16 protein-coding genes and 1 tRNA gene are annotated in these 18,921 nt (G+C 47.4%); 8 read left to right on the forward strand and 9 right to left on the reverse strand.

Translation table 11 applies throughout. The features are described 5' to 3' along the window. Positions 1 to 15: 15 nt before the first annotated feature. From V1467_RS11620 to map, 5 genes are all read left to right on the forward strand, one after another. The gene (locus tag V1467_RS11620; protein WP_416305136.1) at positions 16 to 2,169 is read left to right on the forward strand and encodes a cytochrome c3 family protein; all 2,154 of its coding nucleotides are present in this window, start codon (positions 16 to 18) and stop codon (positions 2,167 to 2,169) included. Between the two features lie 155 nt (positions 2,170 to 2,324). After that, a complete protein-coding gene (gene galB, locus V1467_RS11625) occupies positions 2,325 to 5,096 on the forward strand; it encodes a beta-galactosidase GalB (RefSeq protein ID WP_416305137.1) in 2,772 nt (923 codons plus the stop codon). Between the two features lie 90 nt (positions 5,097 to 5,186). Beyond that, positions 5,187 to 6,056: a 3-keto-disaccharide hydrolase gene (locus V1467_RS11630; RefSeq protein ID WP_416305138.1), complete on the forward strand. Its 870-nt coding sequence runs from the start codon at positions 5,187 to 5,189 to the stop codon at positions 6,054 to 6,056. A gap of 171 nt (positions 6,057 to 6,227) precedes the next feature. Beyond that, positions 6,228 to 6,434: a ParD-like family protein gene (locus V1467_RS11635; RefSeq protein ID WP_416305139.1), complete on the forward strand. Its 207-nt coding sequence runs from the start codon at positions 6,228 to 6,230 to the stop codon at positions 6,432 to 6,434. After that, positions 6,427 to 7,203, forward strand: coding sequence for a type I methionyl aminopeptidase (map, locus tag V1467_RS11640; RefSeq protein ID WP_416305140.1), 777 nt, complete (start codon positions 6,427 to 6,429; stop codon positions 7,201 to 7,203). Before V1467_RS11635 ends, map begins: the two co-directional genes overlap by 8 nt. A gap of 12 nt (positions 7,204 to 7,215) precedes the next feature. On the opposite strand, the gene V1467_RS11645 is transcribed toward map, so the two are convergent. The 8 genes from V1467_RS11645 to apbC form a co-directional block, all read right to left on the reverse strand. Beyond that, positions 7,216 to 7,797 (reverse strand): Crp/Fnr family transcriptional regulator, encoded by a 582-nt coding sequence (locus tag V1467_RS11645; protein WP_416305141.1) that lies wholly within the window; start codon positions 7,795 to 7,797, stop codon positions 7,216 to 7,218. Further along, positions 7,790 to 8,686, reverse strand: coding sequence for a DMT family transporter (locus tag V1467_RS11650; RefSeq protein ID WP_416305142.1), 897 nt, complete (start codon positions 8,684 to 8,686; stop codon positions 7,790 to 7,792). The genes V1467_RS11645 and V1467_RS11650 overlap by 8 nt, the downstream gene beginning before the upstream one ends. Before the next feature lie 16 nt (positions 8,687 to 8,702). Beyond that, positions 8,703 to 9,545, reverse strand: coding sequence for an arylamine N-acetyltransferase family protein (locus V1467_RS11655; protein ID WP_416305143.1), 843 nt, complete (start codon positions 9,543 to 9,545; stop codon positions 8,703 to 8,705). A gap of 13 nt (positions 9,546 to 9,558) precedes the next feature. Continuing rightward, positions 9,559 to 10,182, reverse strand: a complete 624-nt coding sequence (locus V1467_RS11660) for a nitroreductase family protein (RefSeq protein ID WP_416305144.1) — start codon at positions 10,180 to 10,182, stop codon at positions 9,559 to 9,561. Positions 10,183 to 10,392: 210 nt separating this feature from the next. After that, a complete protein-coding gene (locus V1467_RS11665) occupies positions 10,393 to 10,575 on the reverse strand; it encodes a hypothetical protein (RefSeq protein ID WP_416305145.1) in 183 nt (60 codons plus the stop codon). 285 nt (positions 10,576 to 10,860) lie between these two features. Next, a tRNA-Pro gene (locus V1467_RS11670) sits at positions 10,861 to 10,937 on the reverse strand. 105 nt (positions 10,938 to 11,042) lie between these two features. Continuing rightward, positions 11,043 to 11,642 carry a dCTP deaminase gene (gene dcd / locus V1467_RS11675; protein WP_416305146.1) on the reverse strand — a complete coding sequence of 200 codons (600 nt, stop codon included), beginning with the start codon at positions 11,640 to 11,642 and terminating at the stop codon, positions 11,043 to 11,045. Positions 11,643 to 11,962: 320 nt separating this feature from the next. Further along, complete coding sequence (gene apbC / locus V1467_RS11680) at positions 11,963 to 13,039, reverse strand: iron-sulfur cluster carrier protein ApbC (protein ID WP_416305147.1); 1,077 nt, start codon at positions 13,037 to 13,039, stop codon at positions 11,963 to 11,965. Positions 13,040 to 13,139: 100 nt separating this feature from the next. Between apbC and metG the strand changes: the two genes are divergently transcribed. Further along, complete coding sequence (metG, locus tag V1467_RS11685) at positions 13,140 to 15,173, forward strand: methionine--tRNA ligase (RefSeq protein WP_416305148.1); 2,034 nt, start codon at positions 13,140 to 13,142, stop codon at positions 15,171 to 15,173. 304 nt (positions 15,174 to 15,477) lie between these two features. Here the strand turns inward: metG and V1467_RS11690 are convergent, their stop codons facing one another. Beyond that, positions 15,478 to 16,224 carry a class I SAM-dependent methyltransferase gene (locus V1467_RS11690; protein WP_416305149.1) on the reverse strand — a complete coding sequence of 249 codons (747 nt, stop codon included), beginning with the start codon at positions 16,222 to 16,224 and terminating at the stop codon, positions 15,478 to 15,480. A gap of 53 nt (positions 16,225 to 16,277) precedes the next feature. On the opposite strand from V1467_RS11690, the gene gloB reads away from it, so the two are divergent. After that, complete coding sequence (gloB, locus tag V1467_RS11695) at positions 16,278 to 17,060, forward strand: hydroxyacylglutathione hydrolase (protein ID WP_416305150.1); 783 nt, start codon at positions 16,278 to 16,280, stop codon at positions 17,058 to 17,060. 144 nt (positions 17,061 to 17,204) lie between these two features. Next, positions 17,205 to 18,872 carry a LysM peptidoglycan-binding domain-containing protein gene (locus V1467_RS11700; RefSeq protein ID WP_416305151.1) on the forward strand — a complete coding sequence of 556 codons (1,668 nt, stop codon included), beginning with the start codon at positions 17,205 to 17,207 and terminating at the stop codon, positions 18,870 to 18,872. Positions 18,873 to 18,921: the final 49 nt, after the last annotated feature.

Genomic DNA, 18,921 nt, shown 5'->3' on the forward strand with positions numbered 1-18,921 from the left:
ATTTGGAGAAGGTTTTTGACTCCCCGTATTTTTATCACACTATTGTTTCTGGTTTTTTTTCAGTCCCAGGCCAGTGAAACTAAAGACTATTCTGTACAAGCCTGCACCAGTTGCCACCAGCAACAGCATCAGCTGTGGTTAAAATCAGATCATGCCAAGGCAATGGCTGAAGCCAGCAAAGAAACGGTATTGGCTGATTTTAATAACATTGAAGTATCGCATTTCGATGAACACGCGCGTTTTTATCAAAAAGATGGCCAATACTGGGCTGATATTGGTCAGGGCAACAAGCTGCAACGCTATCAAGTCCAGTACACATTCGGTCATTTTCCGCTGCAACAGTATCTGGTAGAAATTGCGCCCGGCAAGTTACAGGTTATTCCCTTTAGTTGGGATGCTCGCCCTGCCGAGCAAGGTGGCCAGCGCTGGTATCACAACTATGCAGATGAAAATATTACCACAGAAGATAGACTGCATTGGCTGCAACCTTTACAAAACTGGAATGGAATGTGCGCCGACTGTCATTCGGACGGACTACAACGTCATTACAGTCCAGCCGACGATAGCTTTGCCACCGAATGGAAGAATATCAATGTGGGTTGTTTATCCTGTCATGGCGAAATGCCAAACCATCCCAATTCATCTGCGCCCCAAAAGACGTCGTCCGCCTCTGCCTATATTGGTAACTGGTTGCGCAAGGCCGACCAGAAAATAGCCAGCTGGCATGGCCCAAAACGGAACAATCAATTTATGGACAGCTGCTTTGCCTGCCATTCCCTTCGTTCTCCGCTAACCGACGGTTTTAGCGCCGACAACGCCTTTTTAGATCAGTTTTCGCCGCAGCTATTACTGGCACCTATGTACCATGCCGATGGACAGATAAAGGAAGAAGTTTATGTCTACGGCTCATTTTTGCAGAGCAAGATGTTTGCCGCCGGAGTCAATTGTCTGGATTGCCACGATCAGCACAGCATGAAAATCAAAATACAAGGTAATGGTTTGTGTCTGCAATGCCACTCACCCGAAGTGTATAATGTTGAATCCCATCATCATCATCCACAGCAAAGTGAAGGCGCACAATGTATTAGCTGCCATATGCCAGAACAACGTTACATGGGTGTGGACGACCGGCGCGATCACAGTTTCAAGATTCCCCGTCCTCAGCTTGCCGAGCAGTTTGGTACCCCCGATGCCTGCAGCACATGTCATCAGGATAAAGACAGTCAATGGGCCAAGAAACAGTTAACCGCATGGTTTGGACAGCCCTCCCCCATTTCAACCAATCTGCATAATTTATACGCGTTGCAGGCGGGACAACCTATTGATATTAACCAGCACCAGGCACTGATTAAAGATGACAGTATTCCGGTTATTTCCAGAGCGACCGCCATTACTTTGCTTGCCATGACCCAGAGCGAACTGGATAGCAAATTTATCAGTACGTTACTTGGCAGTGACGAAGCACTGTTTCGATTGAGTGCGGCGCAAGTTGCCAGTATTTTACCTGCTGCCGAGAAAGCCCGACTGCTCGGTCCGTTGCTCGACGACCAATATAAAGCGGTACGAGTCGCCGCAGCGCGCAGTTTGGTGGGGGTTAGCTTGTCGGGCAAAACCAAAGCCGCTTATAACAGGGCTTTTGACGAGTTAATCACCTCGTTAAAGGTCAATTCCTGGCGCGGTGAAGGACATGCGAATCAGGCCGCAATCCATATCGAACTGAACCAGCTCGACAAGGCTGCCGAACAATTCAGACAAAGCATTAGCAACGACCCTTATTTTCCGGGAAGTTATCTGGGACTTGCGGAGGTTTATCGATTACAACAGCAACAGGATAAACTGGATAAGCTTTATCACAGCGCGCTGGAACGCTTGCCTGAATCGGCAGAATTGCATTATTCATATGCCCTGTATCAGGTCAGAAAACAGCAATATACACCTGCGTTGGCTAGCTTCAAAAAGGCATACCAGTTGATGCCGGATAACAGTCAATATTTCTACGCCTATTTGTTATCAATGGATGGAACAGGACAATCCAGGCAGGCATTAAATACCTTGAAGATGCTATTCAGCCGTTTTAAAGGCAACCAACAGCTACTCGAACTGGGTTTGTATCTGGCACAAAAAAATCAGGACAGACAAAGCTATAACTGGTTTATGCAAAATAGATAATCACGCATTCACTTGTTGGCGACAAACCAAAAACAATGAACGCGATAAAACAATTAATAAATGATCCCTTGGTGACGGGAAGGTAGGTTTAGGCACAAAAATTTTATTGATAGTATTGTACTATCAATATAACTAACAAAAGATATATTGAGAATATGATTAAAAAGTGCCCCTATAATCTCGCAGCTTGCCTGGCGTTACTGTTATCACTGAGCGCCTGTAACGACAAAACCGAACCCCTTGCTACAACTCCTGCAGCGCAACAAACTCCAGATTCCGAGTCACCTCGGCAACCCACATTGCTCGATCAAAACTGGCGCTTTATGAAATACGCCACCACGGATGACGCCGACGACTTAATTTACGACGTACGCCCCGAAGTCGACAGTTTTAAAGATGACAAAGATGCTGACTCCAAACCTACTGAAGCGGTGGAAATAAACACATCGTCCGAAGTATTGAAACCCTGGATATTGCCCATGGCAAATGATTTCATAAGAGATCCGGCCAAACACCATACTCGTCCACCAGGCTCTCCTGGCAGTGACTTCCCGTTTGTACAAGATGATTTTGATGATAGCCAGTGGCAGCAAGTGGATATTCCTCACGACTGGGCCATTGCTGGACCATTTATGGGCGGTGATGATGCCGAAGTCGGCGGCGGCATGGGGCGCTTACCCAGTCACGGCGTGGCCTGGTATCGTAAAAAACTTACCTTCAGTCAAGACGACCTGGATAAACAGCTTTATCTGGATATTGACGCTGCCATGTCTTACGCCATGGTGTGGTTCAATGGTCATTTGGTCGGAGGTTGGCCTTATGGGTATAACTCGTGGCGGGTCGATTTAACTCCTTATGCTCAAGCAGGTGATAATAATCAACTTGCCATTCGCGTTGATAATCCACCCAAGTCATCACGCTGGTATCCCGGAGGTGGCCTGTATCGCAATGTATGGTTAACCAAAACGAATCCCGTACATGTAGCCAATTGGGGCACCTATATCACCACCCCTCAAGTAAGCCACCAGCAAGCTAAAGTCGAACTTGAAATTAGGCTTAAAAATAGCGCGGATACGGATACCAAAATTGAGACCCAGACAGATATTTTTGAAATTAACACCCATGATGATATCACCAGTGACGTCATCGCCAGCATTAACACGCCTGCGCAGACGCTGGCGGCAAACAGCAAAGCCCGTGTCAACGGTTCGGTAACAATCAACAACCCCAAATTATGGGGTCCAAAACCTGCCCAAACGCCGCATCGTTATGTGGCGGTGACCAAGATTAAACAAGGTGATAAAACCCTTGATCAGTATCAAACCCATTTCGGTATTCGTGACATTCGCCTCGATCCGGAAAAAGGAGTGTTTGTAAACGGTGAACACGTATACCTGCAAGGGGTCAACCAGCATCATGATCTGGGAGCTTTAGGTGCTGCATTTAACGTTCGTGCAGCGCAACGTCAACTGGGAATGCTGCAGGAACTGGGAAGTAACGCCATTCGCATTGCGCACAATCCACCGGCCGTCGAATTGCTGGAGCTGACCGACAAAATGGGTTTTCTGGTCATAGACGAAATATATGACTCGTGGGAACGTAAGAAAACCCCGTTAGATTTCCACCTGATTTTTCCCGAATGGCACGAAGCCGACTTACGTGCCTTTATCCGCCGTGATCGCAATTATCCGTCAGTAATGATGTGGAGTGTGGGTAATGAAGTGGGTGAACAATATACCGGAGAAGAAGGTGCCGCCATTGCCCGCGAGTTGTTTAATATCAGTAAAGACGAAGATCCTACTCGCCCCGTTGCTGCCTCGATGAACTACGCCAAACCGGATATGGCGCTACCGCCGGTAATGGATAGCATCAGCCTCAATTATCAGGGCGAAGGTATACGCAACGCACCCGCTTATGCCCATTTACAGGGGATTAAAACCGCCCCGCTCTATCCAGCCTTTCATGAAAAATTTCCGGATAAAACTATTTTCAGCAGTGAAAATGCCGCCGCGCTCAGTACCCGCGGCGAATACCTGTTTCCGGTAACCGACGGTATCAGTGCGCCGGTAGCGGATGGCAAAGGTGGCGATCCGCTTAATGCCCACGTCAGCGCCTATGAGCTGTACACCGCCCCGTTTGGCTCTTCTGCCGACAAGGTTTTAGCGTCACTGGCCAAGCATCCCTATGTGGCTGGCGGTTTTGTCTGGAGTGGCTGGGACTATCTGGGCGAGCCCACGCCCTATTATTCGGCACGTAGCTCCTATTTTGGCATTATCGATTTGGCCGGGTTTAAAAAAGATCGCTTCTATTTGTATCAGGCAGCCTGGCGACCAGATTTACCAATGGCACACATACTGCCGCACTGGAACTGGCCAGAGCGTGTCGGCGAAGTCACGCCGGTACACGTATTTACCTCGGGTGATGAAGCCGAATTATTCCTGAACGGCGAATCATTAGGCAGAAAAACCAAGGCACAATACGACTATCGACTACGTTGGGATGACGTGGTTTACCAGCCCGGTGAACTTAAAGTCGTGGCCTACAAAAACGGTCAGCAATGGGCAACAGACAGTATCAAAACTACCGGTGCGGCCAGCGCGATTAAGTTGAGCGCAGACCGAGCCGGGATTAATGCAGATGGCAAGGATTTGACCTTTATTACCGCCAAAGTTACCGATAGCAATGGTCTGACCGTTCCCACCGCCAAACAACTGATACGCTATAGCCTCGACGGGCCGGGTGAAATTGTAGCCACAGATAACGGTGATCCCAGAAGCATGGTGTCGTTTAAATCTCACAATCGCAAGGTATTTAACGGGCTAGGGCTGGTTATCGTTAAAGCCAAACGGGATCAGCAAGGCCGCATTAGGCTAACGGCAACTGCTGAAGGGTTGCAAAGCAGCAGCATCGATATAGTCATTCAGTAATCGCTGCTGTTCATTCTTTGGGTTTTGCTGTTACATTGTGGAGCAAATAATGGTATCCATTTCACTTTTTGTCAGTATTGAGCTAATTCTATGAAATTAAGCATATTTTTGTTTGTAAGTTGTTTGTTTTGTCCGCTAGTGTCAGCTGCACAGTGGCAGCCGTTGCTTGACAAGAACCTCAGCCATTGGGACATCTATTTAAGCTATAAACATAAAGAAACTTACGATGGCAGCATACCGCTGGATGAACATGGTCAACCTGTCGCCCCTATCGGCCTTAACACCGGCAACGACACCTATCAGGTGTTTACCGTGATTGAGCAAGACAACCAGCCGGTATTGCGGGTATCGGGGGAAATATACGGTGCGGTGACCAGCAAAGCGTCTTATCGCAATTATCATCTGAAACTGCAATTTCGCTGGGGCGAGAAAAAGTGGCCACCACGGGAAAATAAACTCAGGGACAGCGGTATTCTTTATCACGCCATAGGTGAACACGGACAAGAATACTATCGTGCCTGGATGTTATCCCAGGAATTCCAGATTATGCGCGGCCACATTGGCGATTACTGGCAACAGGCCACCTCGGCCATCGACATTCGCGCCTATCAACCCGAGTACATTATGAATCCGGTGGCCGATGAAAGTCAGCCGTTTTTAAAAGTCGGGCATGGTGAACAAATTAAAGGCTTTGTGCTGCGCAAGGAAAACGCTGAAAAGCCCTTTGGTGAATGGAACACACTGGAACTGATTTGCTTTGAGGGTCAGAGCCTGCACATCGTTAATGGACAGGTGGTCATGGTGCTTAAAAATTCTCGCTACCAGCAAGATGGCGTCAGCAAGCCACTGGTAGAAGGCAAAATTCAGCTGCAAAGTGAAGCCGCCGAGATTTTCTATCGCCAAATTGAAATCCGAACACTGGATCAATTACCCGCACCATACACCAAGCTGTTTAATTAACCTGAAATGACAAACCAGATGTCTTGTCATTTCAAGTTTTCAGTGCCTTGTCGCACTTTCCACCCCGCTAACTAAAGACAGATTTCCAATACGTTGGAAATCTGTCTTTCTGACTACTATAAGACACTTCAATATGCTACATTTTATAGCAAATCATATGTTGGAGTGGTTATGGGTATTGTAAAAATTTCGGATCAGCTTCACGAAGAAGTCAGGAAAAACAGCACGGTGATGGAGCGTTCGATTAATTCTCAAGCAGAGTTTTGGCTGAAAATAGGACGACTGGCCGAACAGAATCCGACATTAAATTACGAACAGATCCTTGAGCGGGAAATGAAGAATCAAAATGTCACGTCGGTGAGACTGATCAATGAGTAACATCATCAAAACCCCTGATGAACTGCAGTTAATGCGTGAAGCAGGGAAACTGCTTGCACGCGTTTTCGCCGCCCTGGATGAATTCGTCAAAATCGACGTGTCCACCATGGAAGTTAACGACTTTGTTGAAGATTATATAGTCAATACATTAAACGCCAGACCTGCCAGCAAGGGCCAATATGGTTACCAATATGTGTTGAACTCGTCGATCAACGAAGTGGTGTGCCACGGCGTACCGACACAAGCCAAGAGACTTAAAAACGGCGACATCGTCAATATTGATATCACCCTGGAAAAAAACGGTTACATCGCTGATAGCAGCAAAATGTATTCGATCGGTCAGCCGCTGCCAATCGCCACCAAGCTGGTCAACGTCTGTTACGACGCAATGTGGCAAGGTATCAGCAGCGTCAAACCGGGTGCCACCACTGGCGATATAGGCCATGCCATCCAGAATTATGCAGAAAAACACGGCTTTAGTGTTGTACGAGAATATTGCGGCCATGGTATCGGGCGCGAAATGCACGAAGAACCACAAATACTGCATTTCGGCACTCCGGGTACAGGCCTGATTCTGGCTGAAGGCATGGTATTTACCATTGAACCGATGATTAATCAGGGCACCTATAAAACCAAACAAAAGAAAGATGGCTGGACAGTGATCACCAGAGACAAAAAATTATCGGCCCAATGGGAGCACACCATCGCAGTGACGGCGTCGGGCTGCGAAGTGTTAACCCTAAGGGACGAAGAAAGCTTACCGTTTTAGTTGTTCGACCGCTTACTCAATCTGGGCACGTATGCGACTCAAGGCTACCGGGGTAATGCCAATATAGGCAGCAATTTGCTGTTTGGGCAAACTGTCCTTTAACTCAGGAAAATCACTGCAAAAATCCAGATACCGCTGGGTAGCAGAATGTTTCACCATGGCACTTTCTTTTAACTCCTTGCGAATAAAAATCGCTTCCAGAAACTTGGCGTATGCATGCATAAACGCCAAGTCCTGGCTCATTTGCGCATAAAATGGCTTCCACGGGAATGAAATCGCGATGCAATTTTCAAGTGCCTCAATGGTAAAAAGAGCCGGTTGACCAAGCGTCATCGCCCGAGTTGAGCCGACCACTCTGGGCGCTTTGGCAATGGTTTGTGTATATTCTTTACCGCTTTCTGAAACACTGTAATACCGCACCAGTCCACTACTTAAAAAATACATCTGCGCGGATTGATCGCCCTGACGAAACAGGCAGTCACCGCGCTTGACAGCATGTACCTCAAACCCCAGGGTAAAGCGTGTCCAGTCGGTTCCTGCATGATACTGGTCGAAAAAATCCGCTAACTGTTGTCGGAAATGCTGCCTATCCATTCACTGCGACCTTTTCCCTGTTCGATGTACTGTCAATCATCAACAACGCCAAAATAACCATAATGGATCCGATAGTAAAACCTGCAGAAAAAAGCGCAAGATCGAGTTGTTGGGTTGCCTGATAGCAAGATACCCAAATCGGTATGGTATAGGACATGCCCAATAACCGCTTGGCTCCCGCAAACTTGATCACCAGTTGCTGCAATACGAAAGTCAACAATGTCGCAAATACGGTTAAAAACAACAGCAACAACCAAAACCTTTGTGCTTGCCACTGCACCTGAGACAACTCGCCCCATATCACCACTATCGGCACCAGCCACAGCACGCCAAATAACAGAATACGATAGGCACCTTCAATGGCCGACACCCCGCCTCCCCACAGCTGAACACTGATCACATGAAAGGCTAACAATCCGCAGGCACCGAGATAGATCATATCGCCGATGTGCCATTCCAGTTTCCCGCCGCGGGTAACCAGTAACACAGTGACTGCGCCCCCCGCGCCCAGAATATAACCCAGCCATTGCTTTGTTGACGTTCTGACACCAAAAATCATCGCTAACATTGCCGCCAACAATGGTACCAAGGTGTACATCACGGAAGTATTCAACGACGTAGTGGTTTTTAATGCGGTAAACAAACCGACAAAGAATCCCACCAAAGATCCGCTAATCAATGCATAATGCAACAGGGTTACCGGCGACTGACAAAGTGTTTTTAACGGCATGGAATGGTGCGAACGGTTTGCCATATAAAAAGGTGTCATTAGCGCTAATGCCAGCAAAAACCGCAAACCTGTGGCCGCTAGTGGCGAGGCGTAATGTGTCATCATCCCGGAAACCACAAATGAGCAGGCCATTAACCAGGCCCACAATATGGCAATCATTATTGACCCCATAGCATTAACGCCCGGACACCACGCCAGCAGACGATTCATTGCCGGCCAATTTAGGCGCAATATAACGCTCGAACAAAAACTGGCAAATTTCCTGTTCAATATTCAGCGCGAAGGTCTGGGTTAACACCTTAAACAGAGCTGTTCCTGAGTCAATTGTCGTGGTTAATTCTTGTGACTGAGTGCGGTGAGTCAAACGATGGTTAGTCAGGGCAACGGTTTCCTTGGCTGTTTTCTTGCTGACCACCAGATTGTTCACAAACACTGCATCGGGATGCTTGTGGGAATAAAAGTGCCCCACAGCACAATCTGCATCGCTATACTGACCAAGATCAAACCGGTACAGAATAAAGGGACCATCGGCCTTTTCCAGCACTAGATCATACTCGTGATTGGCCAAAGCCTTGATTTGGTAGTACTCCTGGCCGGCTTGTTGCGGCGCTTGTGCGTTAACAGCAATAGGCGCAACAGGACAAGCAGGACCAAAACCCACATCAACCAGATAGCTTTCCGCCGCGATGTCGACCAAGGTAATACGGTGAGTCCTGGGAACCGGGCGCACATAGTTGTTCAATACCCGGCCAACCACAATTCGGGTTGAATATCCCAGATGAGTTAAAGCCTCACAGGCAATTTTATTGTGCTCAAAGCAATATCCACCAGCCCCCCGCCGTACTACTTTTTCCAGTAACGACGGCGTATCCAAAGGCATAGGCTCGCGCAATAACACTGCCAGATTATTAAAGGTAAACAATGCCATATGACGGGCGACATACTGATGTAAAAAAGCCAGGTCCGGCTGCTCAGGCTTGGTTAACCCCAATAATTTGAAATACTCATCTAAATTCATTCACTACTCCTTATTACGCCACAAACCGGGCAAACTGCTCGCTAGGCGTGCGCACTTTTACCTGCGCTTGGGTATTGTCATTGCGATAGCCAACCGCACAAATGACACAAGCGTTGAGTTCATGCTGGTCAAGGCCAAGGGTGTGATTTATCGCTTTGTTGTCAAACCCTGTCATCGGACAGGTGTCGACACCTAATACCGCGGCTTCGGTCAATACCGCTCCCAACGCAATATAAGCTTGCTGCTCAGCCCATATCGCAGCCTGGCCTGCAGTTTTTGACGCCAATGCAGATTTAATATGACTCGCATACCCATCCAGACTGCCGGGCTGGGACTGTGTCTGTTGATAATAATATTCGAAATAGCGGTCAACGGTTCTATCGTTAACAACAGTTTCATTGGCAAATACCAACAAATGAGAGCATTGTGCAACCTGAGTCTGGCCATACGCCTGCTCACTCAGTTGTGCCAATAAATCAGGATCGTCAACCACCCAAACCCGGTAAGGTTGCAAGCCATAGGACGACGCGGATAAACGCGCCGCTTCCAGCAGGTTTTGAATGATATTGCTAGCCACTTTGTGACTTGAAAATTGTTTAAGCGAACTCCGCCATCGCAATGCGGTAATAGTACTCATGGTCATCACCTTGGTTGGATTAAATCGAAGAACACTTTAACGGGGATAATGTTGAAGGTAATTAACCTAAGTTAACTGAAGAAAATTTAATCCTGTTATGGCAATCCTGCCCGCTGACAAACTAATTTGGTGAGAACAACGAAATTGCTAGGTGTGAAAACCTTTAAGCCTGACGCCGGTTGATAGCACAACCAGGAGACTTTATGCAGGTTAATTCTTATTATTACGGCGGAACAAGATGTATAAAAAAATCGTGCTTAAAATGCCAACAAAAATAGGCCGGTAAATATCAAGAGCATATCCTTCGCTTATGGTTAACTGATAAATCAATGTGCCAAGCGCAACCCCCGCTCCATATTTAGCACTTTGTTTTAATGGTGATGGATATTCCATTGCCAAATTCCCTAACTATCCATTTCCAAAAGGTAGTAATCACAGAAACAACAATAGAATTAATGGGTTTATTTTTCAAACAAAGAGGAAGAAGGAATTGGTCGGTATGAGAGGATTTACTTCGCACATCCTGTGCTACGCCCTTCGGGCCGCGCTAAAGCGCGTTCAAATTTGTTCCATACAAATTTGTGAATCCGACGTAACCGCTCCGCGCTTATGTTGGAGGTTCAATTAATGTTTTCGCTGGATTTAAAAGTATTGGAAATACTTGAGAGAAGAAGGAATTGGTCGGTATGAGAGGATTTGAACCTCCGACCCCTGACACCCCATGACAGTGCGCTACCAAGCTGCGCTACATACCGACCGAAGGCGCATAGTGTACTCAATTATGCTTTCAATGCAACGGATTAGATCCACCAAATAGCCTGTTTGCCTAAAGCTTGAGCATTTTGGTATGTTCCGCGTGTTTATTTGGCCCCGTCACTGCCGTCGGCGTCGATACGACTGGCGATGGCTCCATCCTGTCCGCGATATTTGGCATCCAGCCGCGAATTATAGGGTTTTTCGGCATGGCCGGACATCATTTCAAAACTGACCGCGCCGATTTTCATCATTGGTTTTAAGGCTAAAGGCAATTTACCGCCATTGAAAAACTCCAGCACGATATTGCCCGACCAGCCCGGATCAATGCGGTGTGCGGTGACATGCACCATTAACCCCAGTCGCGCCAGTGAAGAACGCCCATCCAGCCAACCAACAATATTGGCCGGCAAAGTGATAGATTCATGAGTCACTGCCAGCGCCAGTTCACCGGGATGCAAGAAAAATGCTTTGCCTTCATCGAGAACAATTTCGTCGCTCATCACTGAATTAAGCGCGGCTTGCATGGATTCTTTGGTGCCACTCAAATCAATATAAGGTGCGTGGTGATCCTGAAAGACACGAAACTTGTTACCTAGTCTGATATCTACCGTGACACCACTGATCATCTCCTGTGCCGGAGGCGGATTAATGGCAATTGTTCCTTCCTGTAAATATTTGACGATGTCTTTATCACACAAACGCATTGTTTTTATTCTCGATTGGCAGTGGTTGGCTAATAACTGAAACTGATGACATTTTTGTCGCCGCCATTATACTCATGCCGATGGAAAATACACCTATCATCATTCAGTTGCGAGAGTCGAGCTTCGCGCTAGGTGCAAAGACCAAAACCTGCATTGGCTTGCCAACAAATATTAACTACATCATCCCGGCATCGTTTTGATCGAGAATGACGGCTCGAGGATAAACAATACTGACGGCATAAATGCCGACCTACAATCTACCATGAGCTATTGTAGGTCGTGGCTTTAGCTCGACGCTCGCAGCCCTCAACTCAAAGTTGTCAGGACAAATTGGTAACCGAAATTTTCTGGCCGGGTTTTAGCGATTGCAAATACAGCTGTTTGCTCATATTGCGTGCTGCCGCCCGATAGCTGGCGCTTAGCGGACTGTCAGGCTCGCTGATTAGCAATGGCTCGCCCTTGTCGGCGTGTTCACGAATAACAATATCCAGCGGCAACTGCCCCAGCAATTCCACCTGATGATCTTTAGCCAGTTTTACCCCGCCTTCGCTGGCAAACAGCATTTCTTTGTGTCCGCATTGGCGGCATTGGTAATAACTCATATTTTCGATAATACCCAGCACCGGCACATCGACCTTATTAAACATGGTGATGCCTTTTAACGCATCGGCCAGGGCAATATCCTGTGGTGTGGTCACTATGACCGCCCCGCTTACCGGCACGCTTTTTGACAAGGTCAGTTGAATATCGCCGGTGCCCGGCGGCATATCAACAATCAGATAATCCAGTGCTGGCCAGGCGGTTTCCATTAACAGTTGCTGCAAGGCTTTACTGGCCATTGGTCCACGCCAGATGGCGGCGTCTTCGGCTGGCACCAGATAGCCAATGGAATTGGCCACCAGACCATGAGACTGCAACGGTTGCATATGCCGGCCGTCATCACTATCCGGTTGCGCGTTGGGATTACCCAACATAATGGGAATAGAGGGACCATAAATATCCGCATCCAGAATTCCCACCGTTGCACCTTCCTGAATCAATGCATAGGCCAGATTCACCGCGCTGGTGGATTTCCCCACCCCACCTTTGCCCGACGCCACCGCCAGCACATTTTTGATACAGGGAATGGGTGGATTATTGGTTGGTAATGGCATAATCGACTGGCTAAAGGCCAACTCTATTTTATCCAGTGACTGATGGTGTAACCATTGCTGCAATTCACTCTGCAACGACGGTAATTGCGAACTGGCGGCAAAGGGGATTTCTATAGATAATTTATTGTTTTTGGCACTTAACCATCCACCAACACAGCTTGGCGGAATCGCGTAAAATTGGCCGATTTCCTGCTGTATTTGGCGACATACTTCATCGGTTAGCTGCTTTTTGCCAAAAATCATGGTTTTCTCCGGTTAGATAAGCGAATTTGTCGATGCAAAGCGTGGTGGTTTTCGGTAACATTCGCCACCTCTTTATTAGCTATGGTTTTCCGTAATTATTATGACCCAGACACAGCGCAAAATTCTTGTTACCAGTGCCCTTCCCTATGCCAACGGCTCTATTCATCTAGGCCATTTACTTGAGCATATCCAAACTGATATCTGGACAAGATTTCAACGCATGTGCGGCCATCAATGTTACAGCGTCTGCGCCGATGATGCACATGGTACACCGGTTATGCTCAAGGCCCAGGAGCTGGGTATTACCCCCGAGCAAATGGTGGCCCAGACTCGCGCTGAACACCATCAGGATCTGATGGACTTCGGGGTGGATTATAACAACTACTATGTCACCCATTCAGACGAAAATCGTGAAATCTGTGAATTAATTTATAACCGCCTGGACGAGGCTGGTTATATCGTTAAACGCACCATCAGCCAGTTGTTTGATCCGGAAAAGCAGATGTTCTTGCCCGACCGCTTTGTCAAAGGCACCTGCCCAAAATGCGGCGCTGAAGATCAAAACGGTGACAGCTGCGATGTCTGTAGTGCCACCTACAGCCCGGTTGAAATGAAAAATCCCCGTTCAGTGGTATCCGGCGCGACGCCGGTATTAAAAGATTCCGAACACTACTTTTTCGACTTGCCGCAGTTTTCCGACATGCTGCAAGACTGGATGAAAAGCGGTGCCATTCAGGCCGAAATGGCCAATAAACTGCAGGAATGGTTTGAGGATGGCTTACAGCAATGGGATATCAGCCGAGATGCGCCCTACTTCGGTTTTGAAATCCCCAATGCGCCGGGCAAGTATTTTTATGTGTGGGTAGATGCACCGGTTGGCTATATGGCCAGCTTTAAAAATTTCTGTGATAACAACAATATCGACTTTGATGAATACTGGAACAAGGATTCCAGTGCCGAGTTGTATCACTTCATCGGCAAGGATATTACCTATTTCCACTCGCTGTTTTGGCCCGCTATGCTGGAAGGTGCCGGTTTCCGTAAGCCCACCGGGGTAAATGTGCACGGTTTTGTGACAGTTAACGGTGCCAAGATGTCCAAATCCAAAGGTACCTTTATTAAAGGCCGTACCTTTCTGGAGCACCTGAATCCGGAATATCTGCGCTATTACTACGCCAGTAAACTGAATGACGGTGTCACTGACATCGATCTGAATTTTGAAGACTTTGTACTAAAAGTAAATGCCGATCTGGTCGGTAAAGTGGTCAATATCGCCAGTCGTTGTGCCAGCTTTATCACCAAACGTTTCGACGGCAAACTGTCCACCAATGTGCTGGATCAAGATTTAGTCAATCAATTCCAACAGGCCTCTGGCAGCATTGCTGAAGCATTCGAGAAACGTCAGTATAACCGTGCCATTCGAGACATTATGGCGCTGGCCGACAAAGCCAACCAGTTTATTGATGCCAATGCCCCCTGGGTAAGCATCAAACAGCAAGGCCAGGAGCAATTTACCCACGACGTCTGTTCAATGGGCATTAACCTGTTCCGTATTCTGGTTACCTATTTGAAACCGGTATTGCCAACAATGGCAGCGCAAGCCGAAGAATTCCTGAACGACACATTGACATGGGGTAGCGCACAAACCTTGCTTATCGATCACCCTGTCAATAAATTCAAACCGTTAATGCAACGGGTCGAGATGGATAAGGTTAATCAGCTGATTGAAGCCTCCAAAGAAGATTTACAAGCTACACAAGGCGCCAAAGCCGATCCTGACAGCGAACTAGCCAAAGATCCTATTGGTGAAACTATCGAGTTCGCCGATTTTGCCAAAGTGGATCTACGTGTCGCCTTAATTGCCAAAGCCGAGCATGTGGAAGGTGCGGAAAAATTACTGCGCCTTGAGCTGGATTTGGGTGGCGAAACCCGCCAGGTATTTGCCGGGATAAAATCCGCTTATGCACCGGAAGACCTGCAAGGTAAATTAACCCTGATGGTTGCCAACCTGGCTCCGCGTAAAATGCGTTTTGGTTTATCCGAGGGCATGGTACTGGCCGCAGGTCCCGGCGGAAAAGATCTGTGGGTAATGGAACCTCATGCGGGTGCCAAACCGGGTATGAAGGTAAAATAACCCTATTGAGTGTGAATAGCGGGCTGTCAGTTAGCCCGCTTTTTTATGCTTGTTATCCACTTCCCCCAAACACAAGCCTAAAAGTCAAATTGTGGTTCGACTATTCGTTCCTCACGCTCACCACGAACGGTTGCTCGCCATTCCTCCTGATTATCAAAAACGATCTGTCGAAGGGAAACGCAACTCAGTCTCGACGGATTATTTCCCACGTCCACCATTCCCGTTGTTCGGTTTACGTTCGCCTTGAGCGCGAAGAATGAGCTGTCGAAAGGCTAAAATCAGTTTAAAGATAACCGCCTACAAACTAGCGACTATCCCGATGCCAAGCCTGTACGCTGGCGCCAACCGGTGCAAATTGTCGCCCTACTTTCCATTTGGGTTTAATCATGGTCAGGGTCGATTCACGCTTTTTGGCGGTAATCACATAAATCGAGCCTAATAACGGTAAATATTTATCACTAAAGTTTTGCCAGCGGCTATTGGGACGAGCCTGACGTTCAAATAATAATTCACTGTGTAACATCCGCTCGTCGCTAAGTACTTCAAACCCTAACAACTGCAACCAGTCCTTAATCCGCCCGGCAGTAAAAAATCGAGCCTGACGCAACACGCTGTCACGTTTAATCGGCAATAAACGTCCCAATCCAGCAAAACTAACCGGGTTAAAGCCGCTGATCACCAGATGGCCGTTGGGAATAATCGCGTAGTTGATTTCTCGCAGTATCTGGTGCGGGTCACTGGCAAAGTCGAGCTCATGGGCCAACACAAAGGCGTCGATGGAGTTTTCCTGATAAGGCAGAGCTTCGGATAATGACAATAATCCGGAACCATTATTTATTTTATGAGTCTGTAATATTCGGTGCTGAATCGGACACGGACTGAGATCCAATTGGCAACTCAAGTCACCCAACTGCACCATATGATAACCAAAAAACTGGCGGCATTTGGCGTTAACGGTTTGCTCAGTTAACTGGCCAATACGCTCCCCTAAAGGCAATTGTTGCCAGGATCGGGGGTAAACAGGTTTGTCGGATAAATATGCTGGTTTCATTTTTTACTACAGGTTTGTTAACACAACTGCCAAAATAAAGATGATATAAACTGATGATGAACTCAAGTATGACTGAAGTCACCCCAATTCGCGCATTTGAAGATAATTACATTTGGTGTATACGGCAAGGTAAACGTTGTGCTGTAGTGGATCCCGGAGATGCCAAACCAGTACTGGCATTTTTACAACAGCATCAACTCACCCTGACCGATATCCTGATTACCCATCATCATGACGATCATATTGGTGGCCTTTCCAGCTTGAAAGATAAGTTTCCCGATGCCGTTGTTTATGCGGCTAACCGGGAACGTATTTCCCATGTGGATCATTGCCTGAGCGAAGGTGACAAAATCACTCTTGACGGATTATCGCTGCAGTTTGAGGTGTTCGACGTGCCGGGTCATACTCGTGACCACATTGCTTTTTTTGGATCGGTCGGTCTATTTTGCGGCGACACGCTATTTTCGGCCGGTTGCGGTCGTTTGTTTGAAGGCTCAGCGGAGCAAATGTTTGGTTCTTTGCAAAAGCTAGCTAAATTGCCAGCCAACACAAAAGTATATTGTGCCCATGAATACACCTTGGCTAACCTGCGCTTTGCCTCGGAAGTCGAGCCGGGTAATCATCAACTGCGCGATTATGTCAGCCAGGCCAAGCAGATAAGGATAAAAGATCAGCCTACCCTGCCCAGCACTATTGCTCGGGAGTTGAGCATAAATCCGTTTCTGCGCTGCGATCAACCAGAGGTATTACAACGGGTGGCGCAACACGCAGGAAAGGTATTACATGGGGAAAAAGATACCTTTGCAGCATTACGAAGCTGGAAAGATCAGTTTTAACCCGTACAATGTCACAATATTGTGAATGTCTAATTTTTGATCCAGAATAAATAGCGCACTAAAAACAAGTGCGAGATCATACAGTTGAATAGCAGTATTCAATAAAAACAGCGGTCTAATAACGAAGGAATAAACTGTATTATTATGAAACGAATTTTTTGTATTCCCCTGTTCATTTTCCTTAATGGCTGTGCTTCTACATCCTTTCTCTCCGATGACACTGAACAACAACAAACTGAAGAACACCTGATCGCCACCCAAATTGTTGAGCAATGCCAAAAAGGCGACACCGAAAATCTGGATAAAGATGATTGCGAACAGGCACATGAAGGAACTATCCCGGTCAATCACCCTATAGATGAAGTGGAAGTCGAGCTGGAAGCCAATACTGCAGCAGATCAACCTGAATCCGTACCCGAAATTACCGACGTATGGCAACGGGTCCGCAACCAATTAAATTTTGATATCCCGGATAACCGCCGGATTGCCAACCAGCGTAACTGGTACCGGGCTCATCCTGAATATATGCAGCGTGTCACCAAACGTGCTTCACCGTTTTTGTACCTGATCGTGGAAGAAATCGAAAAACGCGATATGCCGATGGAACTGGTGCTATTACCCATAGTAGAAAGTGCATTTGACCCCTTTGCCTATTCTCATGGCCGCGCCGCTGGCATGTGGCAATTTGTACCAGCAACAGGCAAGCGTTTTGGCTTGAAACAGGGCTGGTGGTATGACGGACGTCGTGACGTGATTGCCGCCACAAATGGTGCACTGGATTACCTGACTTATCTAAACAAGATGTTTGACGGCAACTGGTTACACGCGCTGGCGGCCTACAATAGCGGTGAAGGCCGTGTTTCACGAGCCGTTAAAGCCAACAAGAAAAAAGGCTTATCTACCGATTTCTGGTCACTGGATCTGCCCAAGGAAACCCGTGCCTATGTACCCAAATTGCTGGCATTGGCCGATATTATGCGTAATCACCCGGAAGATGACGACAACTGGTATCCGATTGCCAATCACCCTGTCACCGAAATAGTTGATATAGGTTCACAAATCGATTTAGCCCTGGCCGCCGAGATGGCCGGTTTATCAGTCCAGGAGCTGCATGCCCTTAACCCCGGATATAATCGTTGGGCTACCGATCCCGATGGCCCTCACCAGTTGCTGTTACCGGTAGAAAGTGTTGCAGCCTTTAACCTTGCCTTGGCTGATACGGCTGAAGAACAGCGGTTAAACTGGGTACGCCACAAAGTTAAAAGTGGTGACAGTTTGTTAAAGCTGGCAAACAAGTACCACACCACAGTGGATATCATCCGTAAGGTTAACGAACTTAAGGGCAACATGATTGTGGCTGGCGATCACCTGGTTGTTCCTGTGGCGCTAAAATCACTGGATTTCTATTCGCTGTCGCAGGAACAGAGACTGGAAACCACTCAATCTCGCTCGCATGGAGCAAATAAATTAACTCATCATGTCGTATCGGGCGATACCTTCTGGGATTTGAGTCGCAAATATAAAGTTAATTTACGCAGTCTGGCCAAATGGAATGGTATGGCACCCACAGACCCATTACACCCGGGTCAGGAACTGGTTATCTGGGTCAATCGTGTCAGCAGTCAGCAAACCGAAAACTCGGTAATGCGCACTCTCACCTATACGGTTCGCAACGGTGACTCCCTGGCGCGTATCGCGCAGAAATTTAAAGTACTGGTATCAGATATTGGTCGTTGGAATCAGCTTAATATCAAAAAATATTTGCAACCGGGACAGAAACTAAAGATTTTTGTGGATGTGACCAGAACCTGACGGAGCATCCTCGGCCTGTCTAAGCACGGGCTGATAGAATAATTCTTCA

The organism is Neptunicella plasticusilytica, assembly GCF_047922965.1.
Classification (GTDB): Bacteria; Pseudomonadota; Gammaproteobacteria; order Enterobacterales; family Alteromonadaceae; genus Neptunicella; species Neptunicella plasticusilytica.